Origin of the sequence: Actinosynnema sp. NPDC050801 (assembly GCF_040673975.1) — a bacterium.
Lineage (GTDB): Bacteria > Actinomycetota > Actinomycetes > Mycobacteriales > Pseudonocardiaceae > Actinosynnema.
In genome coordinates this window covers 1-23,734 of record NZ_JBFAQZ010000035.1, presented here as the reverse complement: position 1 = coordinate 23,734, position 23,734 = coordinate 1, and the positions used below count along the sequence as shown (strand labels likewise).

Annotated in this window: 23 protein-coding genes; 13 read left to right on the top strand and 10 right to left on the bottom strand. The window is 72.4% G+C overall.

The features are described from left to right. Positions 1-4: 4 nt before the first annotated feature. The 3 genes from AB0K14_RS38550 (at position 5) to AB0K14_RS38540 (ending at position 2,383) form a co-directional block, all read left to right on the top strand. Positions 5-373, top strand: coding sequence for a hypothetical protein (locus AB0K14_RS38550; RefSeq protein ID WP_360460662.1), 369 nt, complete (start codon positions 5-7; stop codon positions 371-373). After that, complete coding sequence (locus AB0K14_RS38545) at positions 367-1,338, top strand: ROK family glucokinase (protein WP_360460660.1); 972 nt, start codon at positions 367-369, stop codon at positions 1,336-1,338. Before AB0K14_RS38550 ends, AB0K14_RS38545 begins: the two co-directional genes overlap by 7 nt. Positions 1,339-1,450: 112 nt before the next feature. Further along, positions 1,451-2,383 carry a sensor histidine kinase gene (locus tag AB0K14_RS38540; RefSeq protein ID WP_360460657.1) on the top strand — a complete coding sequence of 311 codons (933 nt, stop codon included), beginning with the start codon at positions 1,451-1,453 and terminating at the stop codon, positions 2,381-2,383. 278 nt (positions 2,384-2,661) lie between these two features. On the opposite strand, the gene AB0K14_RS38535 is transcribed toward AB0K14_RS38540, so the two are convergent. Next, entirely contained in the window at positions 2,662-3,144 is a 483-nt protein-coding gene (locus AB0K14_RS38535; RefSeq protein WP_360460654.1) for a hypothetical protein, read from the bottom strand. A 201-nt stretch (positions 3,145-3,345) separates the two neighbouring features. On the opposite strand from AB0K14_RS38535, the gene AB0K14_RS38530 reads away from it, so the two are divergent. The 3 genes from AB0K14_RS38530 (at position 3,346) to AB0K14_RS38520 (ending at position 5,718) form a co-directional block, all read left to right on the top strand. Continuing rightward, entirely contained in the window at positions 3,346-4,077 is a 732-nt protein-coding gene (locus tag AB0K14_RS38530; RefSeq protein WP_360460651.1) for a lysophospholipid acyltransferase family protein, read from the top strand. A 22-nt stretch (positions 4,078-4,099) separates the two neighbouring features. Then, a complete protein-coding gene (locus AB0K14_RS38525; protein ID WP_360460648.1) occupies positions 4,100-4,612 on the top strand; it encodes a polyadenylate-specific 3'-exoribonuclease AS in 513 nt (170 codons plus the stop codon). Positions 4,613-4,692: 80 nt separating this feature from the next. Beyond that, positions 4,693-5,718 (top strand): 6-phosphofructokinase, encoded by a 1,026-nt coding sequence (locus AB0K14_RS38520; protein WP_360460645.1) that lies wholly within the window; start codon positions 4,693-4,695, stop codon positions 5,716-5,718. Positions 5,719-5,771: 53 nt separating this feature from the next. Here AB0K14_RS38520 and AB0K14_RS38515 read toward each other — a convergent pair whose 3' ends face one another. Then, positions 5,772-6,128 (bottom strand): cupin domain-containing protein, encoded by a 357-nt coding sequence (locus AB0K14_RS38515; RefSeq protein WP_360460643.1) that lies wholly within the window; start codon positions 6,126-6,128, stop codon positions 5,772-5,774. 22 nt (positions 6,129-6,150) lie between these two features. Continuing rightward, positions 6,151-6,399: a DUF4242 domain-containing protein gene (locus AB0K14_RS38510; protein WP_360460640.1), complete on the bottom strand. Its 249-nt coding sequence runs from the start codon at positions 6,397-6,399 to the stop codon at positions 6,151-6,153. Between the two features lie 136 nt (positions 6,400-6,535). Between AB0K14_RS38510 and AB0K14_RS38505 the strand changes: the two genes are divergently transcribed. Then, positions 6,536-8,266 (top strand): BTAD domain-containing putative transcriptional regulator, encoded by a 1,731-nt coding sequence (locus tag AB0K14_RS38505; protein WP_360460637.1) that lies wholly within the window; start codon positions 6,536-6,538, stop codon positions 8,264-8,266. Here the strand turns inward: AB0K14_RS38505 and AB0K14_RS38500 are convergent. Further along, a complete protein-coding gene (locus AB0K14_RS38500) occupies positions 8,253-9,272 on the bottom strand; it encodes a DUF2891 domain-containing protein (RefSeq protein ID WP_360460634.1) in 1,020 nt (339 codons plus the stop codon). The genes AB0K14_RS38505 and AB0K14_RS38500 overlap by 14 nt on opposite strands. A gap of 63 nt (positions 9,273-9,335) precedes the next feature. On the opposite strand from AB0K14_RS38500, the gene AB0K14_RS38495 reads away from it, so the two are divergent. Beyond that, the gene (locus tag AB0K14_RS38495; protein WP_360460632.1) at positions 9,336-10,724 is read left to right on the top strand and encodes a class II 3-deoxy-7-phosphoheptulonate synthase; all 1,389 of its coding nucleotides are present in this window, start codon (positions 9,336-9,338) and stop codon (positions 10,722-10,724) included. A gap of 103 nt (positions 10,725-10,827) precedes the next feature. Here AB0K14_RS38495 and AB0K14_RS38490 read toward each other — a convergent pair whose 3' ends face one another. Further along, on the bottom strand, positions 10,828-12,876 hold the full coding sequence (locus AB0K14_RS38490; protein ID WP_360460629.1) for a PASTA domain-containing protein: 2,049 nt from the start codon (positions 12,874-12,876) through the stop codon (positions 10,828-10,830). A 185-nt stretch (positions 12,877-13,061) separates the two neighbouring features. Here AB0K14_RS38490 and AB0K14_RS38485 point away from each other — a divergent pair, with 185 nt between their 5' ends. Further along, positions 13,062-13,427 (top strand): Rv2175c family DNA-binding protein, encoded by a 366-nt coding sequence (locus AB0K14_RS38485; RefSeq protein WP_360460626.1) that lies wholly within the window; start codon positions 13,062-13,064, stop codon positions 13,425-13,427. A gap of 105 nt (positions 13,428-13,532) precedes the next feature. Here AB0K14_RS38485 and AB0K14_RS38480 read toward each other — a convergent pair whose 3' ends face one another. The 4 genes from AB0K14_RS38480 to AB0K14_RS38465 all read right to left on the bottom strand — a co-directional run bounded on the left by AB0K14_RS38480 (position 13,533) and on the right by AB0K14_RS38465 (position 18,795). Further along, entirely contained in the window at positions 13,533-14,435 is a 903-nt protein-coding gene (locus tag AB0K14_RS38480; RefSeq protein ID WP_360460623.1) for a phytoene/squalene synthase family protein, read from the bottom strand. Beyond that, positions 14,432-15,922: a polyprenol phosphomannose-dependent alpha 1,6 mannosyltransferase MptB gene (mptB, locus tag AB0K14_RS38475; protein ID WP_360460620.1), complete on the bottom strand. Its 1,491-nt coding sequence runs from the start codon at positions 15,920-15,922 to the stop codon at positions 14,432-14,434. Before mptB ends, AB0K14_RS38480 begins: the two co-directional genes overlap by 4 nt. Positions 15,923-16,231: 309 nt before the next feature. Beyond that, positions 16,232-17,725: a phytoene desaturase family protein gene (gene crtI, locus AB0K14_RS38470; RefSeq protein WP_360460617.1), complete on the bottom strand. Its 1,494-nt coding sequence runs from the start codon at positions 17,723-17,725 to the stop codon at positions 16,232-16,234. Between the two features lie 2 nt (positions 17,726-17,727). After that, on the bottom strand, positions 17,728-18,795 hold the full coding sequence (locus AB0K14_RS38465) for a polyprenyl synthetase family protein (RefSeq protein ID WP_360460614.1): 1,068 nt from the start codon (positions 18,793-18,795) through the stop codon (positions 17,728-17,730). 105 nt (positions 18,796-18,900) lie between these two features. Between AB0K14_RS38465 and AB0K14_RS38460 the strand changes: the two genes are divergently transcribed. Next, the gene (locus AB0K14_RS38460) at positions 18,901-19,785 is read left to right on the top strand and encodes a methylenetetrahydrofolate reductase (protein ID WP_360460611.1); all 885 of its coding nucleotides are present in this window, start codon (positions 18,901-18,903) and stop codon (positions 19,783-19,785) included. A gap of 9 nt (positions 19,786-19,794) precedes the next feature. After that, entirely contained in the window at positions 19,795-20,187 is a 393-nt protein-coding gene (locus tag AB0K14_RS38455) for a VOC family protein (RefSeq protein WP_360460608.1), read from the top strand. Positions 20,188-20,265: 78 nt separating this feature from the next. Here the strand turns inward: AB0K14_RS38455 and AB0K14_RS38450 are convergent, their stop codons facing one another. Further along, on the bottom strand, positions 20,266-20,916 hold the full coding sequence (locus AB0K14_RS38450) for a DUF3153 domain-containing protein (protein ID WP_360460605.1): 651 nt from the start codon (positions 20,914-20,916) through the stop codon (positions 20,266-20,268). Positions 20,917-21,021: 105 nt separating this feature from the next. Here AB0K14_RS38450 and AB0K14_RS38445 point away from each other — a divergent pair, with 105 nt between their 5' ends. Together AB0K14_RS38445 and AB0K14_RS38440 are read left to right on the top strand one after the other, a co-directional pair. After that, entirely contained in the window at positions 21,022-22,701 is a 1,680-nt protein-coding gene (locus tag AB0K14_RS38445; RefSeq protein WP_360460602.1) for a DUF885 domain-containing protein, read from the top strand. A gap of 82 nt (positions 22,702-22,783) precedes the next feature. Then, positions 22,784-23,410, top strand: a complete 627-nt coding sequence (locus tag AB0K14_RS38440) for a CHAP domain-containing protein (RefSeq protein ID WP_360460599.1) — start codon at positions 22,784-22,786, stop codon at positions 23,408-23,410. Positions 23,411-23,734: the final 324 nt, after the last annotated feature.

The following is a 23,734-nucleotide window of genomic DNA, read 5'->3' as shown; positions in this document are numbered from 1 at the left end:
GTACGTGGACTCGAAGCTCACCGAAGAGCTGCGCCTGCTGCTCGACGCGGCCGCCGAGCGGGCGCAGCCGTGGCTGCACCGGATGGCCGCCGAGGGCGAGCACGACACGCGGACGTGCGGCTGGTGCCCGTTGTGCAACGCGGTGGCGCTGGCCCGCGGTGACCGGTCGGAGCTGGTCGCCAAGGCCGCCGAGCACGTGACCGGGCTGATCGCGGTGCTGCGGGCGGCGCTGGGCGAGCCCGCAGCGGGTTCGGCGTCGGCTCCCGGCGCTTCCGGTCCTGGTTCCGGTCCGGACGAGGAGCCGGAGCGGCCGGAGAAGCCGCGCGTCCAGCACATCCCCGTTGTGCGGCGTGACCAGGGGTCGCAGTGCTGACTGTCGGCGTCGACGTCGGCGGGACGAGCGTGCGCGCGGGTGTGGTCGACGGCGACGGCGCGGTGCTCGACACGGCGCGCGCGGCCACGCCCAGCGGCGAGGAGGCGTTGGAGGAGGCGATCGGCACGGCCGTCGCCGAACTGGCGTCCCGGCACCGCGTCACGGGCGTCGGCCTGGCCGTGGCCGGGTTCGTGGCCTCCGACCGGCAGACCGTGCGGTTCGCACCGCACCTGGCGTGGCGGCAGGCACCGGTGGCGGAGCGGATCTCGCGGCGGGTCGGCATGCCGGTGGTGCTGGAGCACGACGCGAACGCGGCGGCGCTGGCCGAGCACCGGTTCGGCGCGGCGCGTGGCGCGAAGATCGCCGCCCTGGTCGCGCTCGGCACCGGTATCGGCGGTGCGCTGCTCATCGACGGCCAGGTGTTCCGCGGCGCGCACGGCGTGGCGCCGGAGCTGGGCCACCTGCGGCTCGTGCCCGACGGGCGGCCGTGCCCGTGCGGCAAGAACGGCTGTTGGGAGCGGTACTGCAGCGGTACCGCGTTGAGCACCACGGCGGTCGAGCTGCTGGCCCGCTACCCCGGCCAGTCGACCGTGCTGGCCCGTGAGGCGTTGGGCGACTCGCGGGCGGTGACCGGGCGTCGGGTGGCGGGCGCGGCGCGGGACGGCGACCCGTTGGCGCAGCGTGCGATGGCGGACCTGGCCCGGTGGCTGGGGGAGGGGTTGGCGCTGGTCGCCGACGTGTACGACCCCGAGGTCGTGGTGATCGGGGGCGGTGTGTCGGAGTCCGCGCCGCTGTTCCTGGACGACGCCCGTGAGCACTACGCGACCGTGCTGACCGGGGCCGGGCACCGGCCGCTGGCCCGCATCCGCACCGCGCAGCTCGGTGACGACGCCGGGATCGTCGGGGTGGCGACCCTGGCCCGGGACGTGGCGCCGAGCACAGCCCGCAACGGTCGCCACCGTTGATCTGCCGGTCCGCGTAGCATCGCGGAATGCGCACCTCCGGCGCCGTGACCGCCATCCGGGGACCGCGCGACCACGACGTCCGCGTGTCCCGCGTCGATACCGTGGTGCGCCGATGAGGACCGGTGCGGCGAGCGGGCACGTCGGCTACTTCCACGAGATCGCGTTCTACGGCAGCGACGACGACTTCAGGTCGATCGTGGTGCCGTTCGTCGACGAGGGCGTGTCGGCGGGTGAGCCGGTGCTGCTGGCGTGCCGGCCCGCCAACGAGCGGCTGGTCCGCGACGCGGTGGGCGACGCGTCCGGGATCGTGTTCCTGTCCGGCGGCGACCAGTACGACCGGCCCACCGAGGCGATCCTGGCCTACCGGAAGCTCTTCGCCGAGTACGCGGGCGCGGCGCAGATCCGGGTGGTGGGCGACGTGCCGCACCCCGGTGTCGGGGCGACGTGGGACTGGTGGGGGCGCTACGAGGCGGCGGTGAACGAGGTGTTCGCCGAGGTGCCGCTGTGGAGCCTGTGCCCGTACGACCTGCGGACCACGCCGGCGCGGGTGTTGGCGGACGTGGTGCGCACGCACCCGCACGTGGCCGGGACGGACGGGTCGCACCTGCCGAACCCGCGTTACCGGTCGTCGTGGGTGCTGCCGTCGGCCGGGCCCACCGGGTTCGAGGCCGGGCCGCCGATGGTCGAGCTGACCGACCCCACACCGGCCGAGGCGCGGCGCGCGGTGACCACGGCGTGCGCGACCACCCGACTGGGCCGCGACCAGGTGGACGACATCGTGTACGCGGCGAGTGAGGCCGTGACCAACGCCCAGTGCCACGGGCTGCCCCCCGTGCGGCTGCGTGCGTGGGCGGGTGCGGCGCACGTGCTGGTGGCGGTGACGGACGGCGGCGACGGCCCGTCGTCACCCGCGGCGGGCCTGGTCCCGACCGACCGCACCGCCACGGCCGGCGTCGGCCTCTGGCTGACCCACCGGACGTGCAGCGACGTCAGCATGACCCGCGACGCCGAGGGCTACACCATCCGCCTGACCGCCACCGCCTGACCGCGAGTCGAACCTCCAAACCGCGCGAGTCGAACCTTCGGACCGCGCGTGTCCTACGTTCGCGTCGCGCGTGTCCTACGTTCAGGACCCCCGAGTTCAACGCTCAGAACCCCCGAGTTGGACGCTCCGAACAAGATCGACTGTTCTGAGCGTTGAACTCGGGGTACGCGAACGTAGGACACGCGCGTTCTGAACGTAGGACACGCGCGTTCTGAACGTAGGACACGCGGGGCCTGGAGGTTCGACTCGCGAGGGTTGGGGGTTCGACTCGCGCGAGGTCAGAGGACGGCGCCGTCGTCCCAGCCGGAGTCCGGGGGGTTGTTGTTGCGCATGCGCAGGATCAGCCAGCCGGCGCCCGAGCACATCACGATCAGCGCCAGCGGGGTGCCGATCACGCCGGTCAGGCCGAACAGGCCCGGCACCAGCAGGAGCACCACGCCCAGGGCGATCACCAGCAGCGCCGCGATCGTGCCCGGCCGCAACGCGGGCAGCGGCGGCGGCTCCGGCGGCACGTAGTGGTCGTCCGGGTCGTCGGAGTCCGAGTCCGGGTACGCGTCGGGGTCGTCGTCGGCCGTGGCCACGGCGGGTTGGCCCTCGGGCCGCACCGGGCGCACGGGCTCCGCCTCGTCGCCTTCGTCCGGTTCGACCTCGTCGGGGAAGGCCTGGCTGCCCACGCCTTCGCGTTCCAGGCCCGCCACGATCTCGGCGAAGGTCGCGTCCACGTCCTCCGGGCCGTCGGTCGAGTCGCGTCGCGAGTTCATCGGCGTGCTCCAGCCCTCCGGGTCGTGAAGACCAACCCTCTGCCAGCTTCCATCGTCCCACGAGCCCGTTGTGTTGCGGATTACGGCAGCCGGTGGACCTTGGGACCGTACCGCCTCCGCGCGGGTGTTCGTTGTGTCTTTCGCCATCGGCTCCGTAGGCTGGCGGCGGGGATCAAGCACGTCGAGGAGGCGCTCCCAGCGGTGCTCTACTGGTTGATGAAACACATCTTTCTCGGGCCGCTCCTGAAGCTGTTCTTCCGCCCGCGGATCATCGAGGGCGCGGAGAACATCCCCAAGGAGGGCGGTGCCATCCTGGCGAGCAACCACCTCGCGGTCTCCGACTCGTTCTTCCTCCCGTTGAAGCTGTCCCGCCGGGTCACCTTCCCGGCCAAGATCGAGTACTTCACCGGCAAGGGGCTCAAGGGCGCCTTCCAGCGCTGGTTCTTCTCCGGCGTCGGCCAGGTGCCGATCGACCGGTCCAGCGCGTCGGCCGCCCAGGGCGCGCTCGACACCGGCGTGCGGATCGTGCGCGAGGGCAAGCTGCTCGGCATCTACCCGGAGGGCACGCGGTCGCCCGACGGACGCCTCTACAAGGGCAAGGTCGGCGTCGCGTGGATCGCGCTGGAGTCCGGCGCGCCGGTCATCCCCATCGCGATGTTCGGCACCGACAAGGCCAACCCCATCGGCTCGAAGATGTGGCGGCCGTACCCGATCCGGATCAAGATCGGCAAGCCGTTGGACTTCTCCCGCTACGCGGGTCTGTCCGGCGACCGGTTCGTGCTGCGGTCCATCACCGACGAGATCATGTACGCCCTGATGGAGCTGTCCGGCCAGGAGTACGTCGACGTCTACGCGGCCAAGGCCAAGGAGGGACAGGGCGAGGCCAAGCAGGCGTTGGCGGCCGATCGGCTGCCCGAGACGAAGGCCGGCTGATCGGCACCCCTAGGCTGGTGGGGTGCGGTTCTTCTACGACTGTGAGTTCATCGAAGACGGGGTCACGATCGACCTCGTCTCCATCGGGGTGGTCGACGAGGAAGGCCGTGAGTTCTACGCCGTGTCGACCGAGTTCGACCCGGCCAAGGCGGGTCCGTGGGTGCGCGCCAACGTGCTCACCCAGCTGCCGCCGCCCGCCGACCAGGCGTGGCGCAGCCGGGAGCGGATCCGCGCCGACCTGCTCGACTTCGTCGGCGGGCCCAAGGCCAACCGGGACGACATCGAGCTGTGGGCGTGGTTCGCGGCCTACGACCACGTGGCGCTGGCGCAGCTGTGGGGCCCGATGCCGGCTCTGCCGCGCTGCCTGCCCCGGTTCACCCGCGACCTGCGCCAGCGCTGGGAGGACGTGGGCAAACCGCGGCTGCCCCAGGCTCCGGCCGACGCGCACGACGCGTTGGCCGACGCCAGGCACAACCTCGCGCGCTGGAAGGTGATCGAGAGCGAGCGGCAGCGCAGGGGCTTCTCCGTCCGGTAGGTGGACCCTCGCTTGCTGCACCGATCCAGGGCGTGTCAGTCTTGGGTGACCCACGCCACGAGAAGAGATTGGCTAAGCAAATGCGCATTGGTGTGCTCACCGGCGGTGGCGACTGCCCCGGCCTCAACGCGGTCATCCGCGGTGTGGCCCGCAAGGGCATCGAGGCCCACGGTTGGGAGATCGTGGGGTTCCGCAACGGGTGGCAGGGACCGATCGAGAACCTGACCAAGCCGATCGGGCTCGATGACGTCGAGGACATCCTCACCAGGGGCGGCACCATCCTCGGCTCGTCGCGCACCAACCCGTACAAGATCGACGGTGGTGTCGACCGCATCCGCGAGACGCTGGCCGCGAACAAGGTCGACGCGCTGATCGCGATCGGCGGTGAGGACACCCTCGGCGTCGCGAAGCGGCTGACCGACGACGGCATCGGCGTCGTCGGCGTGCCGAAGACCATCGACAACGACCTGGGCGCGACCGACTACACGTTCGGCTTCGACACCGCCGTGCACATCGCCACCGAGGCGATCGACCGGCTGCGCACGACGGCCGAGTCGCACCACCGCGCGCTGGTGGTCGAGGTCATGGGCCGCCACGCGGGGTGGATCGCGCTGCACTCCGGCCTGGCCGGCGGCGCGAACGTGATCCTGGTGCCCGAGCGTCAGTTCAACGTCGACAAGGTGGTCGAGTGGGTGGAGCGGCGCTTCGAGCGCCAGTTCGCCCCGATCATCGTGGTCGCCGAGGGCGCGATGCCCGAGGGCGGCGCCGAGGTGCTGCACTCCGGTGAGAAGGACGCGTTCGGCCACGTCCGGCTGGGCGGCATCGGCACCTGGCTGGCCGAGGAGATCGCCGAGCGGACCGGCAAGGAGTCCCGCGCGGTCGTGCTGGGCCACGTCCAGCGCGGCGGCATCCCCACCGCCTACGACCGCGTGCTCGCCACCCGGTTCGGCCTGCACGCGGTGGACGCGGTCGCCGAGGGCGACTTCGGCGTCATGGTCGCGCTGCGCGGCACGGAGATCGTCCGGGTGAAGCTGGCCGAGGCGACGGCGGAGCTCAAGACCGTCCCGGTGCACCGCTACGCCGAGGCCGAGGTCTTCTTCGGCTGAGATCGGACCTCCGGTGAGAGCCCCTGGTGTCCCCGGACGCCAGGGGCTCCTCGTCACTTCCTGGCGTAGTCGGTCAGGCCGGTGAAGTCGACCATCACGCACGGTTCGTCGCCGACGATCCAGGCGTCGTGCCCCGGCTCCACCATGATCGCCTCGCCGGCCCCCGCCTCGCCTTCCTCGCCGTCGTCCATGACGACGTGCATCCGGCCGGACAGGATGTAGCCGGTGTGGGCGGCCTGGCAGGAGTGCGTGCCCGCGATCGGCTGCACGTCCTTCGACCACCGCCAGCCCGGCTCGAACTCCGCTCTGCCGACCGTCGTGCCACCGACGGTGACCAGGTCGACGTGGCCGTGCGGGAACTCACGGACCTCTTCCGGCTCCGTGAAGCTCTTCGACGCAAGCACAGACATCTCCATCACCTCTCGTCGTGTCTCAGCCCTGGACAACGGGGTAGATCTCGTCCGCCACGAGGCCGTGCGCCTCCCGGTGGACCCGGTGCGCCGCCTCCGCGTCCGGCGCGTCGACCAGGCAGAAGGCCTTGCCGTCCTTCTCGTCGACCCAGTAGTGGAGGTACCGGACGCCGTACTGGTCCTGGGTGCGGAGGTCGGCGGAGTGGGCGTCGGCCACGTCCTTCGCGCCGGCGCCCTCCGGGAGGTTGTTGTGCACGTCCATGAACAACATCGCGTCCTCCTGTCCTGATCGGTCCTGCCCTGGTTGGTCGGGCCACGCTAGCCGGCGGTGCGTTCCCAAACCGTTCCCACGGGCGCACCCCGGTTTTCCACGGGCGCTCCGGCGAAGGCGGACGTAGGGTGCCGCCATGCCGGCCACCTGCCAGGTGCGCGTTCTGGGCAGGTTCTCCGTCTCCGTCGACGGCAGACCCGTCCCCGGCAACGTGTGGCGCAACCGCCGGGCGGCCGACGTGGTGAAGCTCCTCGCGGTGGAGCCGGACCACCGGCTGCACCGCGAGCAGGTCATGGACCGGCTGTGGCCCGACCTGCCCGTCGACGCGGCCGGGGCGAACCTGCGCAAGGCGCTCTACTACGCGCGACGTGCGCTGGGACGGGCCGACGCGGTCCGGTGCGAGGGGCGGCTGCTGACGCTGTGGCCGGTCGGCGTGCTCGACGTGGACCTGGACCGGTTCGAGCGGGCCGCCGACGCGGCGCTGGCCTCGGGGGATGCCACCCGCTGCGCGCTCGCCGCCGCCGAGTACCGCGGCGGCCTGCTCGCCGACGACCGCTACGAGTGCTGGGTGGCCGAGCCGCACGAGAAGGTCGAGGGCCGGTACGTCGCGCTGCTCAGGGCCGCCGGCGACTGGGCACGGCTGCTCGAACTGGACGAAACAGACGAACAGGCCCACCGCGCGGTGATGCGGCGGCACCTCGCCGCGGGCAACCGCCGGGAGGCGTTGCGCCAGTTCGACCGGCTGCGCCGCACGCTGCGGGAGCGGATCGGGGTCGGGCCGGACGCGGAGACCATCGCGCTGTACGAGTCGGCGCTGGCCGTGGACGCGGCCGAGCCGCCGTCGCCGTCGCAGCGGGCGGCGGTGGCGCTGGCCAACGGCCTGGTCGCGTTCGGGCGGCGCCACCTCGCCGAGGCCGAGCGGCTGGCCAGGCAGGTGCGGGTGCTGGCGCTGGACGCCGACCTCGGGCACGAGCTGGGTGAGGCCTCGACCCTGCTGGCCCTCGTCGCGCACGCCCGCGGCACGTGGCACCGGCTGTTCCGGGAGGAGTTCGCCGACTCCGTGCGGCACCCGACGCGGCCGGAGGTCTACGACGCCCACCTGTGCTTCCAGGAGATCTACCTGTACGGGCCGGAGGGGCACGACGGCGCGGAGGCGTTCGGCCGCGACCTGCTGGACATCGCGTCACGGGCGGGTTCCGCGGCGGGCCGGGCACTGGCCCTCCTGCTGCTGGGCGAGTTCGCGCTGCTGTCCGGCCACCTCGACACCGCCGTGGCCACCCTGCGCGAGTCCCTGTGCGAGGCCGAACGCGCCGGGTGCGTCTCGGCGCAGTCGCTGGCGCTGGAACGGCTCGCCGAGGCCGCGTCCCGCCGCGGGAACCGCGCCGCCGCCCGCGCCGACCTCGACCGCGCGTTGCCGCTGGCCCGGTCGTCGGGCATCCCGTCGCACCTGGTGATCCGCGTGCACGGGGTCCGCGTGCAGGCCGCCGACAGCCTCGGCGGCGCGCTCAGCGCGATCCGGGAGGCGGAGCGGTGGCTCACCGAAGCCCCGCACGTGTGCGACCCGTGCTCCATGGGCTTCCGGATCGCGGCGGCGACGGCGTGCGCGTGCGCGGGCAGCCCCAGCCGGGCCCGACCGCACCTGGTGGAGGCGGAGCGGATCAGCGGGCTGTGGCAGGGCGGCCAGTGGTCGGCCGCCCTGTGGGAGGTGCGCGCGCAGGTCCGGCGTGCCCAGGGCCAGCGCACGCAGGCGGCGGCGTTGTTCCTGGAGGCGGCCGAGCGGTTCGCGGCGATGCGCCGTCCCCTGGAGGAGCGCAGGTGCCGTGCCGCCGCGGCCGGCTGCCCGCCGACCGGCCTCAGCGGTCCGTGAACGCGCCGAGGTCCAGGTAGGCGGCGAAGGTGCCCAGCCAGTGCTCGGCGTAGTAGCCGTGCCCGAACACGTGCCGCAGGCCGGTCTCCCGGTGCTCCTCGGCGGCCGTGCGGGCGAGGTCGGCGTACCGGTGGTCCGCGGGCAGCGCGTCGGCGATGGCGCCCCACTGCCACGCCCGCGACAGCGCCAGGCCGACCAGGTGCGAGCCGTACGCGTCACCGGGGTCGTCCACCGGCGTCGGCTCGCGCAGCACCTTCCAGCGCGAGTCCTCCAGGTGCGGCAGGAACGCCTCGAACCAGGCGGTGAACGCGTCCGCGGGCAGCACCCGGCGCACCAGGTCCGCCTCGGTCAGCGCGGGGGAGAGGAAGTCGGCCGCGTCCGGCTCGAACCCGCCGTACCCGACGTCCTCGCGGTGCCACCGCAGCGCCGCCGCCGCGCACGCCGAGGCCAGCTCCTCGTCACCCACCGCACGTGCCGCGTCGAGCACCAGCCCGGTCGCGAACGCGGTGTTGCCGTGCGTGCCGGTCCGGATCGGCAGCCGCGCGCCCGCCACCTTGGCGAGATACCGGTCACGCAGCACCGCGCTCAACGGCCGCAGCGCGGTCGCCCACGGCGCGTCCCAGGTGCGGAGTTCCGCATCGAGCACGAGCAGCCACGCCCACCCGTAGGGGCGCTCCCAGAACCCGCCGTTGGGGCCGTCGAAGAACGCCGCCTCGGTCCGCGCGTGCTCCTCGGTGATCAGCGAATCCAGCACCCGGCGGGCCTGCTCCGCACCCTCGACGCCGGGCCGCAACCGCAGCAGGCGGACCGTCAACCAGGTCTGATGCACGCAGGAGTGCCAGTCGAAGGAGCCCGCGAAGATCGGGTGCAGCACCCGCTGCGGCACCAGGTCGGCGTCGCCGGTGACGACGTGCGACCAGTGCGCCGGGTAGTCGCGCTGGAGGTTGTCCACCGCGGTCGACAGCAGCCTGGCCGCCGTGTCGTCATCCAGTCGGGTGTCAGGCATGGCCCACATGATGCACAGGCGGACCCGCGTCCGTCTCTGAGTGTGGACGGCTATCTTTAACGTGTGAACTGGACCGTGGACGTGCCCGTGGACACGCTTCCCGAGCTTCCGCCCCTACCGCCCGAGCTGCGCGACCGGCTCCACGACGCGCTGGGCAGGCCCGCCTCCCAGCAGCCGGAGTGGCCGGACGCCGAGCAGGTGCGCCGGGTGCGCGCCGTGCTGGAGAGCGTGCCGCCGATCACCGTGCCGGCCGAGATCGACCGGCTGCGCGACAACCTGGCCGAGGTCGCCCGCGGCGAGGCGTTCCTGCTGCAGGGCGGCGACTGCGCGGAGACGTTCGCGGACAACACCGAGCCGCACATCCGCGCGAACATCCGGACCCTGCTGCAGATGGCCGTCGTGCTCACCTACGGCGCGAGCCTGCCGGTGGTGAAGATCGGCCGCATCGCCGGCCAGTACGCCAAGCCGCGCTCGTCCGGCATCGACGCGCTCGGCCTGCCGTCCTACCGCGGCGACATCGTCAACTCGCTGGTCGCCACGCCCGAGGCACGCGTGCCGGACCCGTCCCGGATGATCCGCGCCTACGCCAACGCGGGCGCGGCGATGAATCTGCTGCGCGCGGTGACCAGCGCGGGCATGGCCGACCTGCACCGGCTGCACGACTGGAACAAGGACTTCGTCCGCCAGTCACCCGCCGGTGAGCGGTACGAGGCCCTGGCCGGCGAGATCGACCGCGGCCTGCGGTTCATGTCGGCGTGCGGCGTGAACGACGCGTCGCTGCACACCACCGAGATCTTCGCCTCCCACGAGGCGTTGCTGCTGGACTACGAGCGGGCGCTGCTGCGCCTGGACACCAGCGGTGACCAGCCGAAGCTGTACGACCTGTCGTCGCACTTCCTGTGGATCGGCGAGCGGACCCGGCAGCTGGACGGCGCGCACATCGCGTTCGCCGAGCTGCTGTCCAACCCGATCGGGTTGAAGATCGGGCCGTCGACGACGCCGGAGATGGCCGTCGAGTACGTCGAGCGCCTCGACCCGCACAACCAGGCCGGTCGGTTGACCCTGATCAGCCGGATGGGCAACGGCAAGGTGCGCGACGTGCTGCCGCCGATCATCGAGAAGGTCACCGCGTCGGGCCACCAGGTCATCTGGCAGTGCGACCCGATGCACGGCAACACGCACGAGTCGTCCACCGGTTACAAGACCCGGCACTTCGACCGGATCGTCGACGAGGTGCAGGGCTTCTTCGAGGTGCACCGGCGCCTGGGCACTCACCCCGGCGGCATCCACATCGAGCTGACCGGCGAGGACGTCACCGAGTGCCTGGGCGGCGCCCAGGAGATCTCCGACCTGGACCTGGCGGGCCGCTACGAGACCGCCTGCGACCCGCGCCTGAACACCCAGCAGTCGCTGGAACTGGCCTTCCTCGTCGCCGAGATGCTGCGGAGTTAATTGGCCGCTGCTCCGCGACCTCGCGTGGTGGTCTGGTCGGCGGCAGAGCAAGCGCAAGACGGCAGTGGCCCCCAACTCCGCGGAGTCGGGGGCCACAGCCGTGTCAGACAGCGATGATGGTGATTTTTGTGTCCTTCGGGACGCGCTCGCCTGCGCGGATGGACTGGTTGACCACGCGGGCACGGTCGCGGTTGTTGAACTGGACGTCGACCTTGAGGCCCGCGTCCTCCAGGATCTTCTTCGCTTCCTTGACCGTCTTGCCCTCGACCTGCGGCACGGTCACCGAGTCGGCCGACACGATGACGGTCACCTGCCGGTTGTTCGGTGGCAGGTTCGTGCCCGCCGGCGGGTCGGTGCGGATCACCTTGCCCCCGTCGACCTTGTCGGAGAACTCCGTCGGCCCCTCGACCGGGTCGAACCCGGCCGCGCTCAGCTCGGCGAACGCCTCGTCCTTGGTCTTGCCGGTCACGCTGGGCACCGGCCTGGGCTGGGAGCCCTTGCTGAGCACGATCGTCACCGTGGAGCCGATCGGCACCGGCGTGCCGGGCGCGGGCTCCAGGGTGACCACCTTGCCCTTGGGCACGCGGTCGCTGAACGCGTCCTTGGCCGGGTTGAGCTGGGACTTCAGCCCGACCGAGGCGATCTCCTGCTCGGCCGCGGCCACCTCGACGCCCGCGTTGACCTGCGGCACGACCGGCTTGCCCGCGGACACCACGAGCCGCACCAGGTCGCCCTGGTTGGCCTTGGTGCCGGCGGGCGGGTCGGTGCTGATCACCTGGCCGCTGGGCACGGTGTCGCTGTTCTCGGTCCGCAGCGACCTCTTCAACGACGCCTCGTCCAGCAGCGCGGTGGCGGTGGTCTCGTCCTTGCCGACCAGGTCCGGCACGGTGGTGACCCGGCCGACCACCAGCCACCAGCTGGTGATGCCGATGATGAGCGCGGCCACCGCCACGACGCTGATCCACGTGATGAACTGCCGCTTGCTGCGCGCCCGCATCTCCTCGTACAGCTGCTCGGGCGTCTTCTTCTTCGGAGGTCTCTTCGGGCGCGCGCGGACCGCCGGGGGCGACGGCACGGCCGGCACGGGCGGCGCGAGCAGCTCCGCCCGGGAGATCGCCCTGGTGCCCTGCGGGCCCGCCGACGGCGGCACGAGCGGGTTCGGCCGGCGCACCGGCACGGTCGGGTCGGCGAACGGCGCGCCCGCGCCCACCCGCACCGGCTCCACCCGCAACGTCTGCTCGGCCAGGCTCAGCGGCACGTGCTCGGTGGCCTCCTCGGCGGGCGCGGCGGCGACGGGCACCGGCACGTCCACGGTGGCCAGGCCCAGCTTCGCCCGCGCGGTCTCCACCTCGGACAGGAACGACTCGGCGTCCGCGGGCCGCAGGAACGGCTCCTTGCGGGTCGCCCGCCGCACCAGCTCCGCGACCTCCGCGGGCACGTCCGGCACCGCGGGCACGTCGTCGTTCACGTGCCGGTAGGCCACCGAGATGGCGTTGTCGCCCACGTACGGCGGCGTGCCGGTCAGCATCTCGTACAGCAGCACGCCTGCCGAGTAGACGTCACTGCGCGCGTCCGTGGTACCGGTGGTGACCTGTTCGGGTGACAGGTAGGCGACCGTGCCCAGGATCATGGTGTCGCTGGTCACACCGACCGTGGAGACCGCCCGGACCAGCCCGAAATCGGCGACCTTCACCGTGCCGCCGGGCCCGATGAGCACGTTCTCCGGCTTCACGTCCCGGTGCACGAGGTCGGCCCGGTGCGCGGCGGCCAGCGGCGAGAGCACCTTCTCGATCACGGTGAGCGCCAGCGCCACGTCCAGCTTGCCGCGCGCGTTGAGCAGGTCGCGCAGCGTGCCGCCCTCGACCAGCTCCATGACCAGGTAGACCCGGTCCTCGTCCACGCCCTGGTCGTGCACCTGCACCACGCCGGGGTGGTGCAGCTTCGCCGCGGCCCGCGCCTCGCGCTCGAACCGCGCCACGAACTGCGGGTCGGCGGAGAACCTGGGGTCCATGACCTTGATGGCCACGGTCCGCTCCAGCCGGGTGTCCACACCGCGGTACACGGTGGACATGCCGCCCCGCGCGACCAGGGTGCCTACCCGGTAGCGTTGTTCGAGCAGCCCGCCGATCACGTTCGTCGCCGACCTTTCCACAGCCGTGGATCGTACGGTGGGTGGTGCCGACCGATCGCTGTGCGCTGGAGCATCCCACGCGCGCTTGTGGGATCCGCGTCAAAGCGGGGCGAAACAGGGGGTGTCCGCAAGGGGACCCGAGGGTGTACCGCCACCACCCGGTTGGCGCAGGGCGTCGTTCACGTCGTTGTGGCATCGTGACGCAGGTGAGTGCGATTCCTGCCGCTGCGGATGTGCTGGCTCCCGACCTGGAGGTCCTGCCCCTCCCCGAGGTCGCTGAGCGTCTTGACCTGCCGATCAACCGAGTCCACCAGTTGCTGCGCGACGGTCAGCTGCTCGCGGAGCGCCGGAACGGCGTCCTCGTCGTCCCCGCCCAGTTCCTCGCCGCCGGAGGCGTGGTGAAGGGGCTGCCCGGCACCATCACGGTGCTGCGCGACTCCGGCTTCTCGACCGAAGAGATCCTCCGGTGGCTGTTCACCGAGGACGACACCCTGCCCGGCACGCCCGTCGAGGCGTTGCGCGGCGACCGCGGCCGTGAGGTGAAGCGGAGGGCACAGGCCCTGGCGTTCTGACGAGCCGACGCACCACTCCTCCCGACGACCGTTCACCGTCAGACGACCGATCGACGTCCGGGTGGCTCCCCTACCGGGGAGTCGTCCGGACGTCGTGTCTCCGGGTCAACGCCCGGTGACCCTGGCCACCAGCGCCCGCGCGAGACCGGGCCCGGCCACCGCCAGCCGGCGCGCGTTCGGCACCACCACCCGCCGGTCCAGCACCTGGTAGTCGGCCGCCGCGATCTCGTCCAGGATCTCCCGGTACAGCGTGAGCGCGGTCCGCACGCACGGCCGCGACACGGGCCGCAGCATCGGCACACCCACCTCGGCCTCCCGGTACTCGGCCAACGTGTGCGCGACCAGGTGCCGCATCACCCGCCGCACCCGCTGGTCGGACCGCCCGGTCCGCCGGCACCACACCAGCAGCTCCCGGTCGACGCCGTGGGCCGCCAGCACGTCCTGGGGCAGGTAGACCCGGCCCCGGTCGAGGTCCTCCCCGACGTCGCGCAGGAAGTTCGTCAGCTGGAACGCCCGGCCCAGCGCGGCGGCGGGCGGCTCGGCCAGGGCGCGCGGCACCACCGTCCCGAACACGGGCAGCAGCTGCAGCCCGATCACCGCCGCCGAGCCGTGCACGTACCGCTCCAGCGCCGGGAAGTCCGGGTAGGACGTGACGGTGAGGTCCATCCGCATCGACGTCAGGAACTCGGTGAACAGGGCCGGGTCGATCGAGTGGCGGCGCACCGCGTCCACCAGGGCGACGAGCACCGGGTGTCCCGTGGCACGTCCCGCCAGCTCGTCGAGCAGCTGCGACTCCAGCAGCTCCAACTCGGCCGCCGGGTCGGCCGACCCGCCGCTGTCCACGATCTCGTCGGCCAACCGCGCGAAGCCGTACAGGGCGTGCACGGCGGGTCGCTGCGCGGGCGTGAGCAGGCGGGTGGCGAGGTAGAACGTGCGGCCGTGCCGGGCGTTCAGCTCGCGGCACCGGGCGTAGGCGGCGGCCACGTCCGGTCCGGCGAGGTCCGTCACCCGTACCTGCCGGACAGCCGCAGCGGGTCCGGCCTGGTCAGCGACACGCACGCCAGCGCCGACACCGCCGCGACCATCGCCAGGTACACCCACGAGTACAGCGCCGTGTCCCCGTTGGGGAAGGTCACCAGCAGCAGCCAGGTGGAGAAGAACGCCGCCGCCTTCAGCCCGGTCGTGGTCCACGGCAGCGCCGCGGCCATCACCAGCGGCCAGCTGAAGTACCAGGGCAGGGTGGCGGGGGAGAGCAGGGCCACGGCCAGCATGGTGATCGCGGCGCGGCGCACCGCCTCCGGACCGCCGTCCTGCGCGGCCCGCCACTGCCGCCACGCGATGTAGACCAGCAGCAGCGAACCGAGGCCGCGGGCGATGGTCATGAACCAGCCCGGCTCGACCCGGACGAACGCGTTGACCACGGTGTGCGCGAAGTCGCCGACCGCGCTGGGCAGCGACAGCCAGTTCACGATCGTGGACGACGAGCTGAGCGCCGGGATCCAGCCCAGGTCGAGACCGGACACCACGGTGGCCGCGGCGAACACGGCGACGAACGTGACCAGGCCGCCCGCGATGGCCTTGCCGAGCCGTGCCGCCCGCGTGCCGCCCAGCCTGCCCGCCCAGACCAGCACCAGGAACGGCAGCGCGACCACGGCGGTCGCCTTCACCGCGAACGCCAGCGTCACCAGCGCGATGCCCAGCACGTGCCTGCGGTCGAGCACCAGCAGCACGCCGGCGGCCAGCAGGCCGACCATCAGCAGGTCGTTGTGCGCGCCGCCGATGAGGTGCACGAGCATCAGCGGGTTCGCCACGGCCACCCACAGCGCGACCGCGGGCCGGCCGCCGAGGTGGCGGGTCAGCCCGGGCAACGCCCAGCACAGCAGCACCAGGCCGATGGCCAGCACCATCCGCATGGCCACCACGCCGCCGATGACGCTGCCCGCGGTCGCCCACACCACGCCCTCGGCGAGCATCAGGAACAGCGGCCCGTACGGCGCCGGGGTGTTCTGCCAGACCCAGCTCACGTTGTCCGACAGCGGGCTCTGCAGCACCGCGGGACCCACGGAGTACGGGTCGAGGCCGTTGAGCGCGATCTGGCCCTGTGCCAGGTAGCTGTAGATGTCCTTGCTGAACAACGGCGGCGCGAACAGCAGCGGCAGCGTCCAGGCCACGATCGCGGTGAGCACCGCGGCGCTGCCGACGTGCCGGTTGCGCACCATCCGGCCCAGCCGGATCCACGACCAGATCACCATGCCGAGCCCGACGTAGAGCACCGCGGTGGCCAGGTCGTGGCCGTGGCCGTACCGGATGAAGCTCAGCGAGGTGTCGGCGATCAGCGGGTCGTGCTTGAGGATCGCGCCGGCACCGGTGCCGCCCAGGGCGATCAGCATGACGCCGCCGACGCCGAGCAGGATGGTGCGGATGGGGATGCCGCCCGGATCCGGCCGGTCCGATCGACCCCCGTCGTCCCGATCCCGGGTAGCCGACGACCGCACCGGCCCGACAGGTGCGGCGCTCGATCGTGGGAAGGACGGGGTCGCGGCCATCGCGGCAACATCGTCGCACAACGTCAAGACGCGCCGGCACGTGATGGCGCTGTCTGGTGACACGCTCGTAACACCCGGAGCGATCCTCGCACGGGCGGGTCACCCGGGGGAGTGACCACATGGAGTATTCGATCACCTGATCGGGATCGGTCCGACCTGCGCCGAGTACCGCCGGGTCCCCCGTCGGGGTTCACTGTTCAACACTTGTCCGCGGTGGACGGCGCCGCGCGGCGTGCGCGACGTCACGTCCGACGCCGGTCATCGCCGGGTGTGCGCCCGCCGCGTCGTCACCGGTCGCCGGGACCTCGCGGCGGTGGCGCCCGTGATCCGCTGGGCGGCGAGCCGGCCCGAGATCAGCACCGGCGGCACGCCGACGCCCGGCGTGGTGCCGCACCCGGCCAGCACCGCGTTGTCCAGCACCAGGTTGCGCGGCCGGAACGGGCCGGTCTGGGCGAACGTGTGCGCGGCCGAGAACGGGGTGCCGGCGGCCAGGCCCATCGCGGCCCAGTCCCGGGGCGTGACCAGGTGCTCGACCTCGATCGCGGCGCCGAAACCGGTGAGCCCGCGCGCCTCCAGCACGCCGACCAGCTCGTCGCGGTAGGCCGGGCCGACGCGGTCCCAGTCGATCGGGCCGGTGCGCAGGTTCGGCGCGGGCGCCAGCACGAACATGCCCTGCCCCGGCGGCGCGGTGACCAGCAACGACGGGTCGCTCATCAGCGTGCCGCGGCGGGTCAGCTCGTCGAACGTGCGCTCCCACGCCCCGCCGAAGAGCAGCGTGTGGTGGGCCAGTTCCGGCCACGTCCGGTCCACGCCCGCGTGCAGCACGACCGCGGACGGCGACCACGTGATCGGCACGGGCCGGCGCGGGCGGTGGCCCAGCAGGCGGTAGGACATCGGCAGGTCCGGTGTGAGCACCACCGCGTCGCACGGGATGCGCTCACCGTGCGCGGTGCGCACGGCGGTGACCCGGCCGCCGATGCGCTCCAGCCAGGCCACCGGGGTCTGGAAGCGCAGGTCCGCGCCCGCGTCCCGGGCCGCCGCGGCCAACGCGTCCGGCAGCGCCCGCATCCCGCCCTCGGGGTAGTGGACGCCCGCGATCGTGTCCATGTAGGCGATCACGGCGTACGCGGCGAGGGCCTTGCGCGGCGGCACGCCCGCGTACAGCGACTGGAACGAGAACACCCGCTGCAACCGCTCGTCGTGCAGGAACCGCGCCACCGACGGCCCCAGCCGCCCGAACCCGCGCAACGCGGCCAGCTTCGCCAGCTGCGGGGTGAGCAGCGACAGCGGCGAGTCGAAGTTCGAGCCGATGAACCGCTCGCGCTCCACCCGGTACAGCTCGGTCAGCCAGCGGCGCAGCGCCCGGTACCCCTGCGCCTCGCGCGGACCGGCGAACCGGCGCACCTCGGCCTCCATCGCCTCGGCGTCGGAGTGCACGTCCAGCGTGCTGCCGTCGGCGAAGCGGGCCCGGTAGGCGGGGTGCACGGGGCGCAGGTCCAGCCGGTCGCGCACCGAGTCGCCCACCGCGTTCAGCGCCTCGTCCACCAGTTCCGGCATGGTCAGCACGGTCGGCCCGGTGTCGAACCGGTAGCCGCCCAGGTCCAGCCTCCCCGCCCGGCCGCCGGGCACGGCGTCGCGCTCCACCACGGTGACCCGGCGGCCCGCGCCGAGCAGGTGCAGCGCCGCGGACAGCCCCGCCAGCCCCGCGCCGACCACGACGACGTGGTCCGTGCGGCCGGTGACCGTGCGCATCGTCAGGAGGTCCGCTTCGTGGCGCTGATGGCCAGCTCCGCGAGCCGCTCACCGGCCGGTTCGGCGATCGGCGACCGGTCGAGGGCGCGCAGCGCGGACTCGGTCAGCTCGGCGATCCGCTCCTCGACCGCGTCCACCGCGCCGACCTCGCGCAGCCGCGCGCGCACCTGGTCCACCAGGGCGACGTCCAGGTCGGGCTTGCCCAGCGCCTCGTGCAGCACGTCCGCGCCGAACTCCATGCCCAGCGCCACCAGCAGCGTCCGCTTGCCCTCGCGCAGGTCGTCGCCCGCGGGCTTGCCGGTCACCGCCGGGTCGCCGAACACGCCGAGCAGGTCGTCGCGCAGCTGGAACGCCACGCCGATGTCCGTGCCGAACGAGCGCAGGCCGTCCACCAGCTCCGGTGACGCCCCGCCGATCGCCGCACCCATGTGCAGCGGCCGTTCCACGGTGTACGCGGCGGTCTTGAGCCGGTCGATGCGCAGCGCGGCGCCCGGCGAGCTGTCGCCGCGCGCCTGCGTGAGCACGTCGAGGTACTGGCCCGCCAGCATCTCGGTGCGCATGTCCCGCCACGGCAGGCTCAGCCGCTGGAGGGCGTCGGTCGGCAGGCCGGCCGCGAACAGCATGTCGTCCGCCCAGGCCAGCGCCACGTCCCCGATCAGCACCGCCGCGGCCAGCCCGAACCGCTCGGGTTCGCCCAGCCAGCCCTCGGCGCGGTGCTCGCGGGCGAACCGGACGTGCACGGTCGGCATCCCGCGGCGGGTCTCGGAGGCGTCCATCAGGTCGTCGTGCACCAGCGCGCACGCCTGGATCAGCTCCAGCGAGCTGACCGCCGTGAGCACGGCTCCGGCCAGCTCGCCCTCCGGGTCGCCACCGGCGGCGCGCCAGCCCCACCACGCGAACGTGGGCCGGACCCGCTTGCCGCCGCCGAGGACGAAGTCGGCCAGGGCGTCCACGGCGCCGGTGAAGTTCTCCTCCATGCGCGCACCCAGTGCCCGGCGGTCGGCGAGGTAGCCTGCCAACGCTTCGTCGACGTGCTTGGGCAGTTCGAGGTCCAACGGGTGGGGCGGCACCCGTCTATGGTCACCTCTGCTCCCGCCGGGTGCCCAACCGGGGGGCTGGTCCCATCCAGTGAAAGGAATCTCCCACTGTCCGGACGTACCTCTAGGCTGGCCGGCATGACGTCGGTGGTCGAGCGCCTGCGCGGGGGGTCCCCCGTGTTCTCCGTCGAGTTCTTCCCGCCGCGAGACGAGGCCGAGGAGACCATCCTCTGGCGCGCGATCCGCGAACTCGAAGCCCTCGACCCGGCGTTCGTGTCCATCACCTACGGCGCGGGCGGGTCGTCGCGCGACCGGACCATCCGCACCACCGGCCGGGTGGCGCAGGAGACGACCCTGCTGCCGATGGCGCACCTCACCCTGGTCAACCACTCCGTGGCCGAGCTGCGCAACGTGATCGGCTGGTACGCGGCCGTCGGCGTGCGCAACATCCTCGCCGTGCGCGGCGACCCGCCCGGCGACCCGAACGGCGAGTGGTTGCCCCACCCGGAGGGGCTGACCTACGCCGAGGAGCTGGTCCGGCTGTGCCGCGAGCTCGGCGACTTCTGCGTCGGCGTGGCGGCATCCCCGTACGGCCACCCGCGGTCAACGGACCTGGACGAGGACACCAAGTACCTGGTGCGCAAGCTGCGGGCCGGCGCGGACTTCGCGATCGCGCAGCTGTTCTTCCAGCCGGAGGACTTCCTGCGCCTGCGCGACCGGGTGGCGGCGCTGGGCTGCGACACGGTGCTGATCCCGGGCCTCATGCCGCTGACCACGCCCCGGACGTTGGCCAAGACGGTGGAGCTGTCGGGCTCGTCGGTGCCGGACTCGGTGGCCCGCCGACTCGACCCGTACGTCGACGACCCGGCGGGTTTCCGCGCGGCCGGGATCGACCTGGTGACCGAGGTGGGGGAGCGGCTGCTCGCCGAAGGCGTGCCGTGCCTGCACTTCTACACGTTCAACCGGTCGAAGGCGACTCGGGAGATCGTCGGCCGCCTGGGTCTGGTGCCCGCCCGAGCCTAGGCTGCGGCCATGTCGGAGATCACCACCCTGTTGATGTTCGAAGGCCGGGCCGAAGAGGCGATGACGCTGTACACGTCGCTCTTCGCCGACTCGGAGGTGCTGACCATCTCGCGCTACGGGCCCGACGGGCCCGGGGCGGAGGGTTCCGTGGTGCACGCGACGTTCACGCTGGCCGGGCGGACGTACGGGTGCATGGACAGCTCGCAGAAGCACGACTTCACGTTCACGCCGGCGGTGTCGTTGTACGTGAACTGCGACACCGAGGACGAGATCGACCGCCTGTACGCGGCCCTGTCCGACGGGGGCCGACCGCTGATGCCGCTCGGCGACTACGGCTTCAGCCGCAAGTTCGGCTGGACCAACGACCGCTTCGGCGTCTCCTGGCAGCTGAACTGCGTCTGACGGCCGCTGCTCCGCAGGCGGCGGCTCGGTCGCCTGACGCGACCTCGCCGGGGTGGTGCGTGTGCGGGTTGGGTGTGGTCAGGCGACGCGGTGGCGGCGGTGGGCGACGATGGCCAGCACCACCACGATCAGCGCCGCCCCGCCGGTCAGCCCGGCGACCAGCATGGTCCAGCCGAAGTACGACACCGAGTTCGCGCCGGCGTACCGGACCGTCGCGGTCAACATCGACGCCTGACCGGGCTTCGGGGCCCACGAGATGGTCGCGTTGTCTTCCTCTCGCCCGTTCGTGTCGACAATTTCACCCGGGAAGCTGATCTTCACCTGGATGTCGGCGCGTTCCGGCGGCACCTGCGTGAGGTCGACCGACCCCGACAGCGTCACCAGGTCGCCGGACCGCCGGAACGCCAGCTGGTACCGGCTGGACGAGGCGCTGGTCGCCGCAGACAGCGCCTGCACCTCGTCGAACGTCAACCCGCTGAACGACAGCTGCGTGCCGACGTAGTCGTCCACCTTGTACGGCTTGGTGGTGACCTTGCCCGCCAGCTCGTGCGGCACCTTCAACTGCGGGCCGGGGTCGTTGTCCTTGGTCGGCGGAGTGGCGGCGGTGATCTCGCCGGACACCCGGTCGTCGGAGGACAGCGCCATCGCGGCGTGCAGCCGAACGCACCCCGTCAGCGACAACAGCGCGAGGAGGAAGACCGGGAGGAGGAGCGCGGAGGCCCTGGGCACGCGGCCATCCTGCCGGCCGCGGTCAAAAGTTGACCGGAGGTACACGATCGTGAGCGTGGCTAATTACCTGTTGGAGGGACACGGCCCGCAGGTAACGTGCGGCTCATGTCACCCTCCACCGCCGGCGTGCACGGCATCAGCAACCAGTTCGTAGCCGATTACGCGGCGGCGGACCCGCTGGCCGCGACGTTCATCGGCAAGCCCGGCCACGACGACCGGCTCACCGACTACTCGCCGGAGGGCCACGCCGCCCGCGAGGAACTGGCGCGCAACGCGCTCGCCGCGATCAACGCCGCCGAGCCCGCGGACAAGTCGGAGGCCGACGCGAAGGCCGTGTTCCTGGAGCGGGTGGGCCTGGAGGTCGAACTCCACGAGGCGGGCCAGATGGAGGGCCACCTCAACGTCATCGCGAGCCCCGTGCAGTCGATGCGCGAGGTGTTCGACCAGATGCCCACCGACACCGCCGACGACTGGGCCGTGATCGCCAAGCGGCTCACCGCCGTGCCGGAGGCGGTGGCGAACCTGCGCGCGGGCCTGGCCCACGCCGCCGACCAGGGCCACGTGGCCGCGTTGCGGCAGGTCGGCAAGGTCGCCGAGCAGTGCGACACGTGGTCGGGCCGGACCGGCGGCAAGTCGTTCTTCGCCGCCCTGATCGCCGACGCGCCCGCGGACGGCGCGCTGCGCACCGAGCTGGAGACGGGCGCGAGGGCCGCCGCCGAGGCCTACGGCGACCTGGCCGCGTTCCTGCGCGACGACCTCGCGCCCAAGGCGCCGAAGAAGGACGCCGTCGGCGAAGACGTCTACCGCCTGCAGTCCCGCTACTTCACCGGCTCCCGCCTCGACCTGGGCGAGGCCTACGAGTGGGGCTGGGCGGAGTTCACCCGCATCGAGACCGAGATGAAGCAGGTCGCGAACCGGATCAAGCCGGGCGCGACCCTCGCCGAGGCCGCCGCCGCGCTGGACGCCGACCCGCGCTACCTGGTGCACGGCAAGGACGGCCTGCGGTCGTGGATGCAGGGGCTGTCGGACAAGGCGTTGCAGGACGTGCGCGGCGTGCACTTCGACCTGCCGGACGAGCTGATGAAGCTGGAGTGCCGCATCGCGCCGCCCGGCGGTGGCGTCGGCGCCTACTACAGCGGCCCCACCCCGGACTTCTCCCGCCCCGGTCGCATGTGGTGGTCCGTGCCGGACGGCAAGGAGGAGTTCCCCACCTGGCGCGAGGTCTCGACCGTCTACCACGAGGGCGTACCGGGCCACCACCTCCAGGTCGCCACCGCCGTGTACCAGGCGGAGAAGCTCAACGAGTTCCAGCGCCTGATGTGCTGGGTGTCGGGGCACGGCGAGGGCTGGGCGCTCTACGCGGAGCGGCTGATGCGCGAGCTCGGCTACCTCGAGGACGACGGCGACCTGCTGGGCATGCTCGACGCGCACCTGTTCCGCGCGGCGCGGGTGATCATCGACATCGGCATGCACCTGGAGCTGGAGATCCCCAAGGGCACCGGCTTCCACGAGGGTGAGCGGTGGACCCCGGACCTGGGCCTGGAGTTCATGCTCACCCGGACCATCACCGACCCGGCGCACGTCCACGACGAGATCGACCGCTACCTGGGCTGGCCCGGCCAGGCGCCGTCCTACAAGCTGGGCGAGCGGCTGTGGCTGGCGGCCCGTGACGACGCCCGTGCCCGGCACGGTTCCGCGTTCGACCTCAAGGGTTTCCACAAGGAGGCCTTGGAGATGGGCGCCATGGGGTTGGACACTCTTCGTGAACGGCTCGCGGAACTCTGACCTGATCCGGTGACCTCGGCCTCACGCCGAGGTCACCCGTTTCGGTGTTGGATGGGTGAGCGGACGACCGTAGGGGGAACTGATGACCGGACGTGCGGTGCGAGCCGCGGTCGGTGCGGTGCTGGCCGGCGCGCTGCTCGTCGGCGGATCGCCGGCGCACGCGCAGGCGCAGCCTCTCGGCGACCAGGCAGAGTGGCGCGTCCGGCAGGAGATCGTGGACCACGCCCTGCGCCAGGTCGGTCAGCGCGAGAGGACCGGCAACCTCTACCCGCCGCAGTACCAGGTGGCGGGCCAGGGCGTGCTGCGGCCCGCCGAGTGGTGCGGCGTGTTCGTCAACTGGGCGTGGACGACCGCCGGCGTGCCGGACAGGCCGTCGATGCGCCCGGCACCGGGGGCGTCCGTGCTGGATCAGGGGCACTGGGCGACGTACTGGCAGAAGTGGGGCCGGGCCAACGGCCGGTGGAAGGACATCGCGGAGCGCGACGTCGAGCCCGGTGACGCCGTGGTCTACGGCAACTACCCGGACATGCACGCGCACGTCGGTCTGGTGGTCGAGGTCAAGTACGACCGAACCGGCCTGAAGGCCACTCACGTTCGGACCGTCGAGGGCAACTTCGGCGACCGGGTCGTGTACTCGAAGCTGCGCAAGATCGAGGGCCTGAACGCGGGCAGGTACCTCCAGGCGTCGGGCTTCGTCTCGCCCTTCTGATTGCCCTTCTGATTGCCTGACGGTGTGGCGCCGTGGGCGGGCCTGGGCGAAGCGCCAAGCTCTAAAGATCAAGAGCGTCCTCGCCGGACGGGCAGATCAGCAGGATGACGGGGTCTGCGGGTCGGCTCCTGTTCCAGCGGGTGCCGGGGTCCGTGTCATCCCGCCGACCTCCACAAGGGCAACCACACGTGTCAAGGGGGCCGTTCCAGCGTCAGGTGCGGTCTGGCTCCGAGTGCCCCCTTGACACGCGCGGTTGGGCGTTGCCAGGTCGGCGGGATGACACGAACCCCTCCTTTGAGGGAAGACCTGCCAGTGGACCATCGG

Excerpts from the sequence above, each read along its gene's own strand:
- AB0K14_RS38540 (WP_360460657.1), top strand. The coding sequence starts at position 1,451 with ATGAGGACCGGTGCGGCGAGCGGGCACGTCGGCTACTTCCACGAGATC.
- AB0K14_RS38535 (WP_360460654.1), bottom strand. The coding sequence starts at position 3,144 with ATGAACTCGCGACGCGACTCGACCGACGGCCCGGAGGACGTGGACGCG.
- AB0K14_RS38520 (WP_360460645.1), top strand. The coding sequence starts at position 4,693 with ATGCGCATTGGTGTGCTCACCGGCGGTGGCGACTGCCCCGGCCTCAAC.
- AB0K14_RS38515 (WP_360460643.1), bottom strand. The coding sequence starts at position 6,128 with ATGTCTGTGCTTGCGTCGAAGAGCTTCACGGAGCCGGAAGAGGTCCGT.
- AB0K14_RS38510 (WP_360460640.1), bottom strand. The coding sequence starts at position 6,399 with ATGTTGTTCATGGACGTGCACAACAACCTCCCGGAGGGCGCCGGCGCG.
- AB0K14_RS38505 (WP_360460637.1), top strand. The coding sequence starts at position 6,536 with ATGCCGGCCACCTGCCAGGTGCGCGTTCTGGGCAGGTTCTCCGTCTCC.
- AB0K14_RS38500 (WP_360460634.1), bottom strand. The coding sequence starts at position 9,272 with ATGCCTGACACCCGACTGGATGACGACACGGCGGCCAGGCTGCTGTCG.
- crtI (WP_360460617.1), bottom strand. The coding sequence starts at position 17,725 with ATGCGCACGGTCACCGGCCGCACGGACCACGTCGTCGTGGTCGGCGCG.
- AB0K14_RS38460 (WP_360460611.1), top strand. The coding sequence starts at position 18,901 with ATGACGTCGGTGGTCGAGCGCCTGCGCGGGGGGTCCCCCGTGTTCTCC.
- AB0K14_RS38455 (WP_360460608.1), top strand. The coding sequence starts at position 19,795 with ATGTCGGAGATCACCACCCTGTTGATGTTCGAAGGCCGGGCCGAAGAG.
- AB0K14_RS38445 (WP_360460602.1), top strand. The coding sequence starts at position 21,022 with ATGTCACCCTCCACCGCCGGCGTGCACGGCATCAGCAACCAGTTCGTA.
- AB0K14_RS38440 (WP_360460599.1), top strand. The coding sequence starts at position 22,784 with ATGACCGGACGTGCGGTGCGAGCCGCGGTCGGTGCGGTGCTGGCCGGC.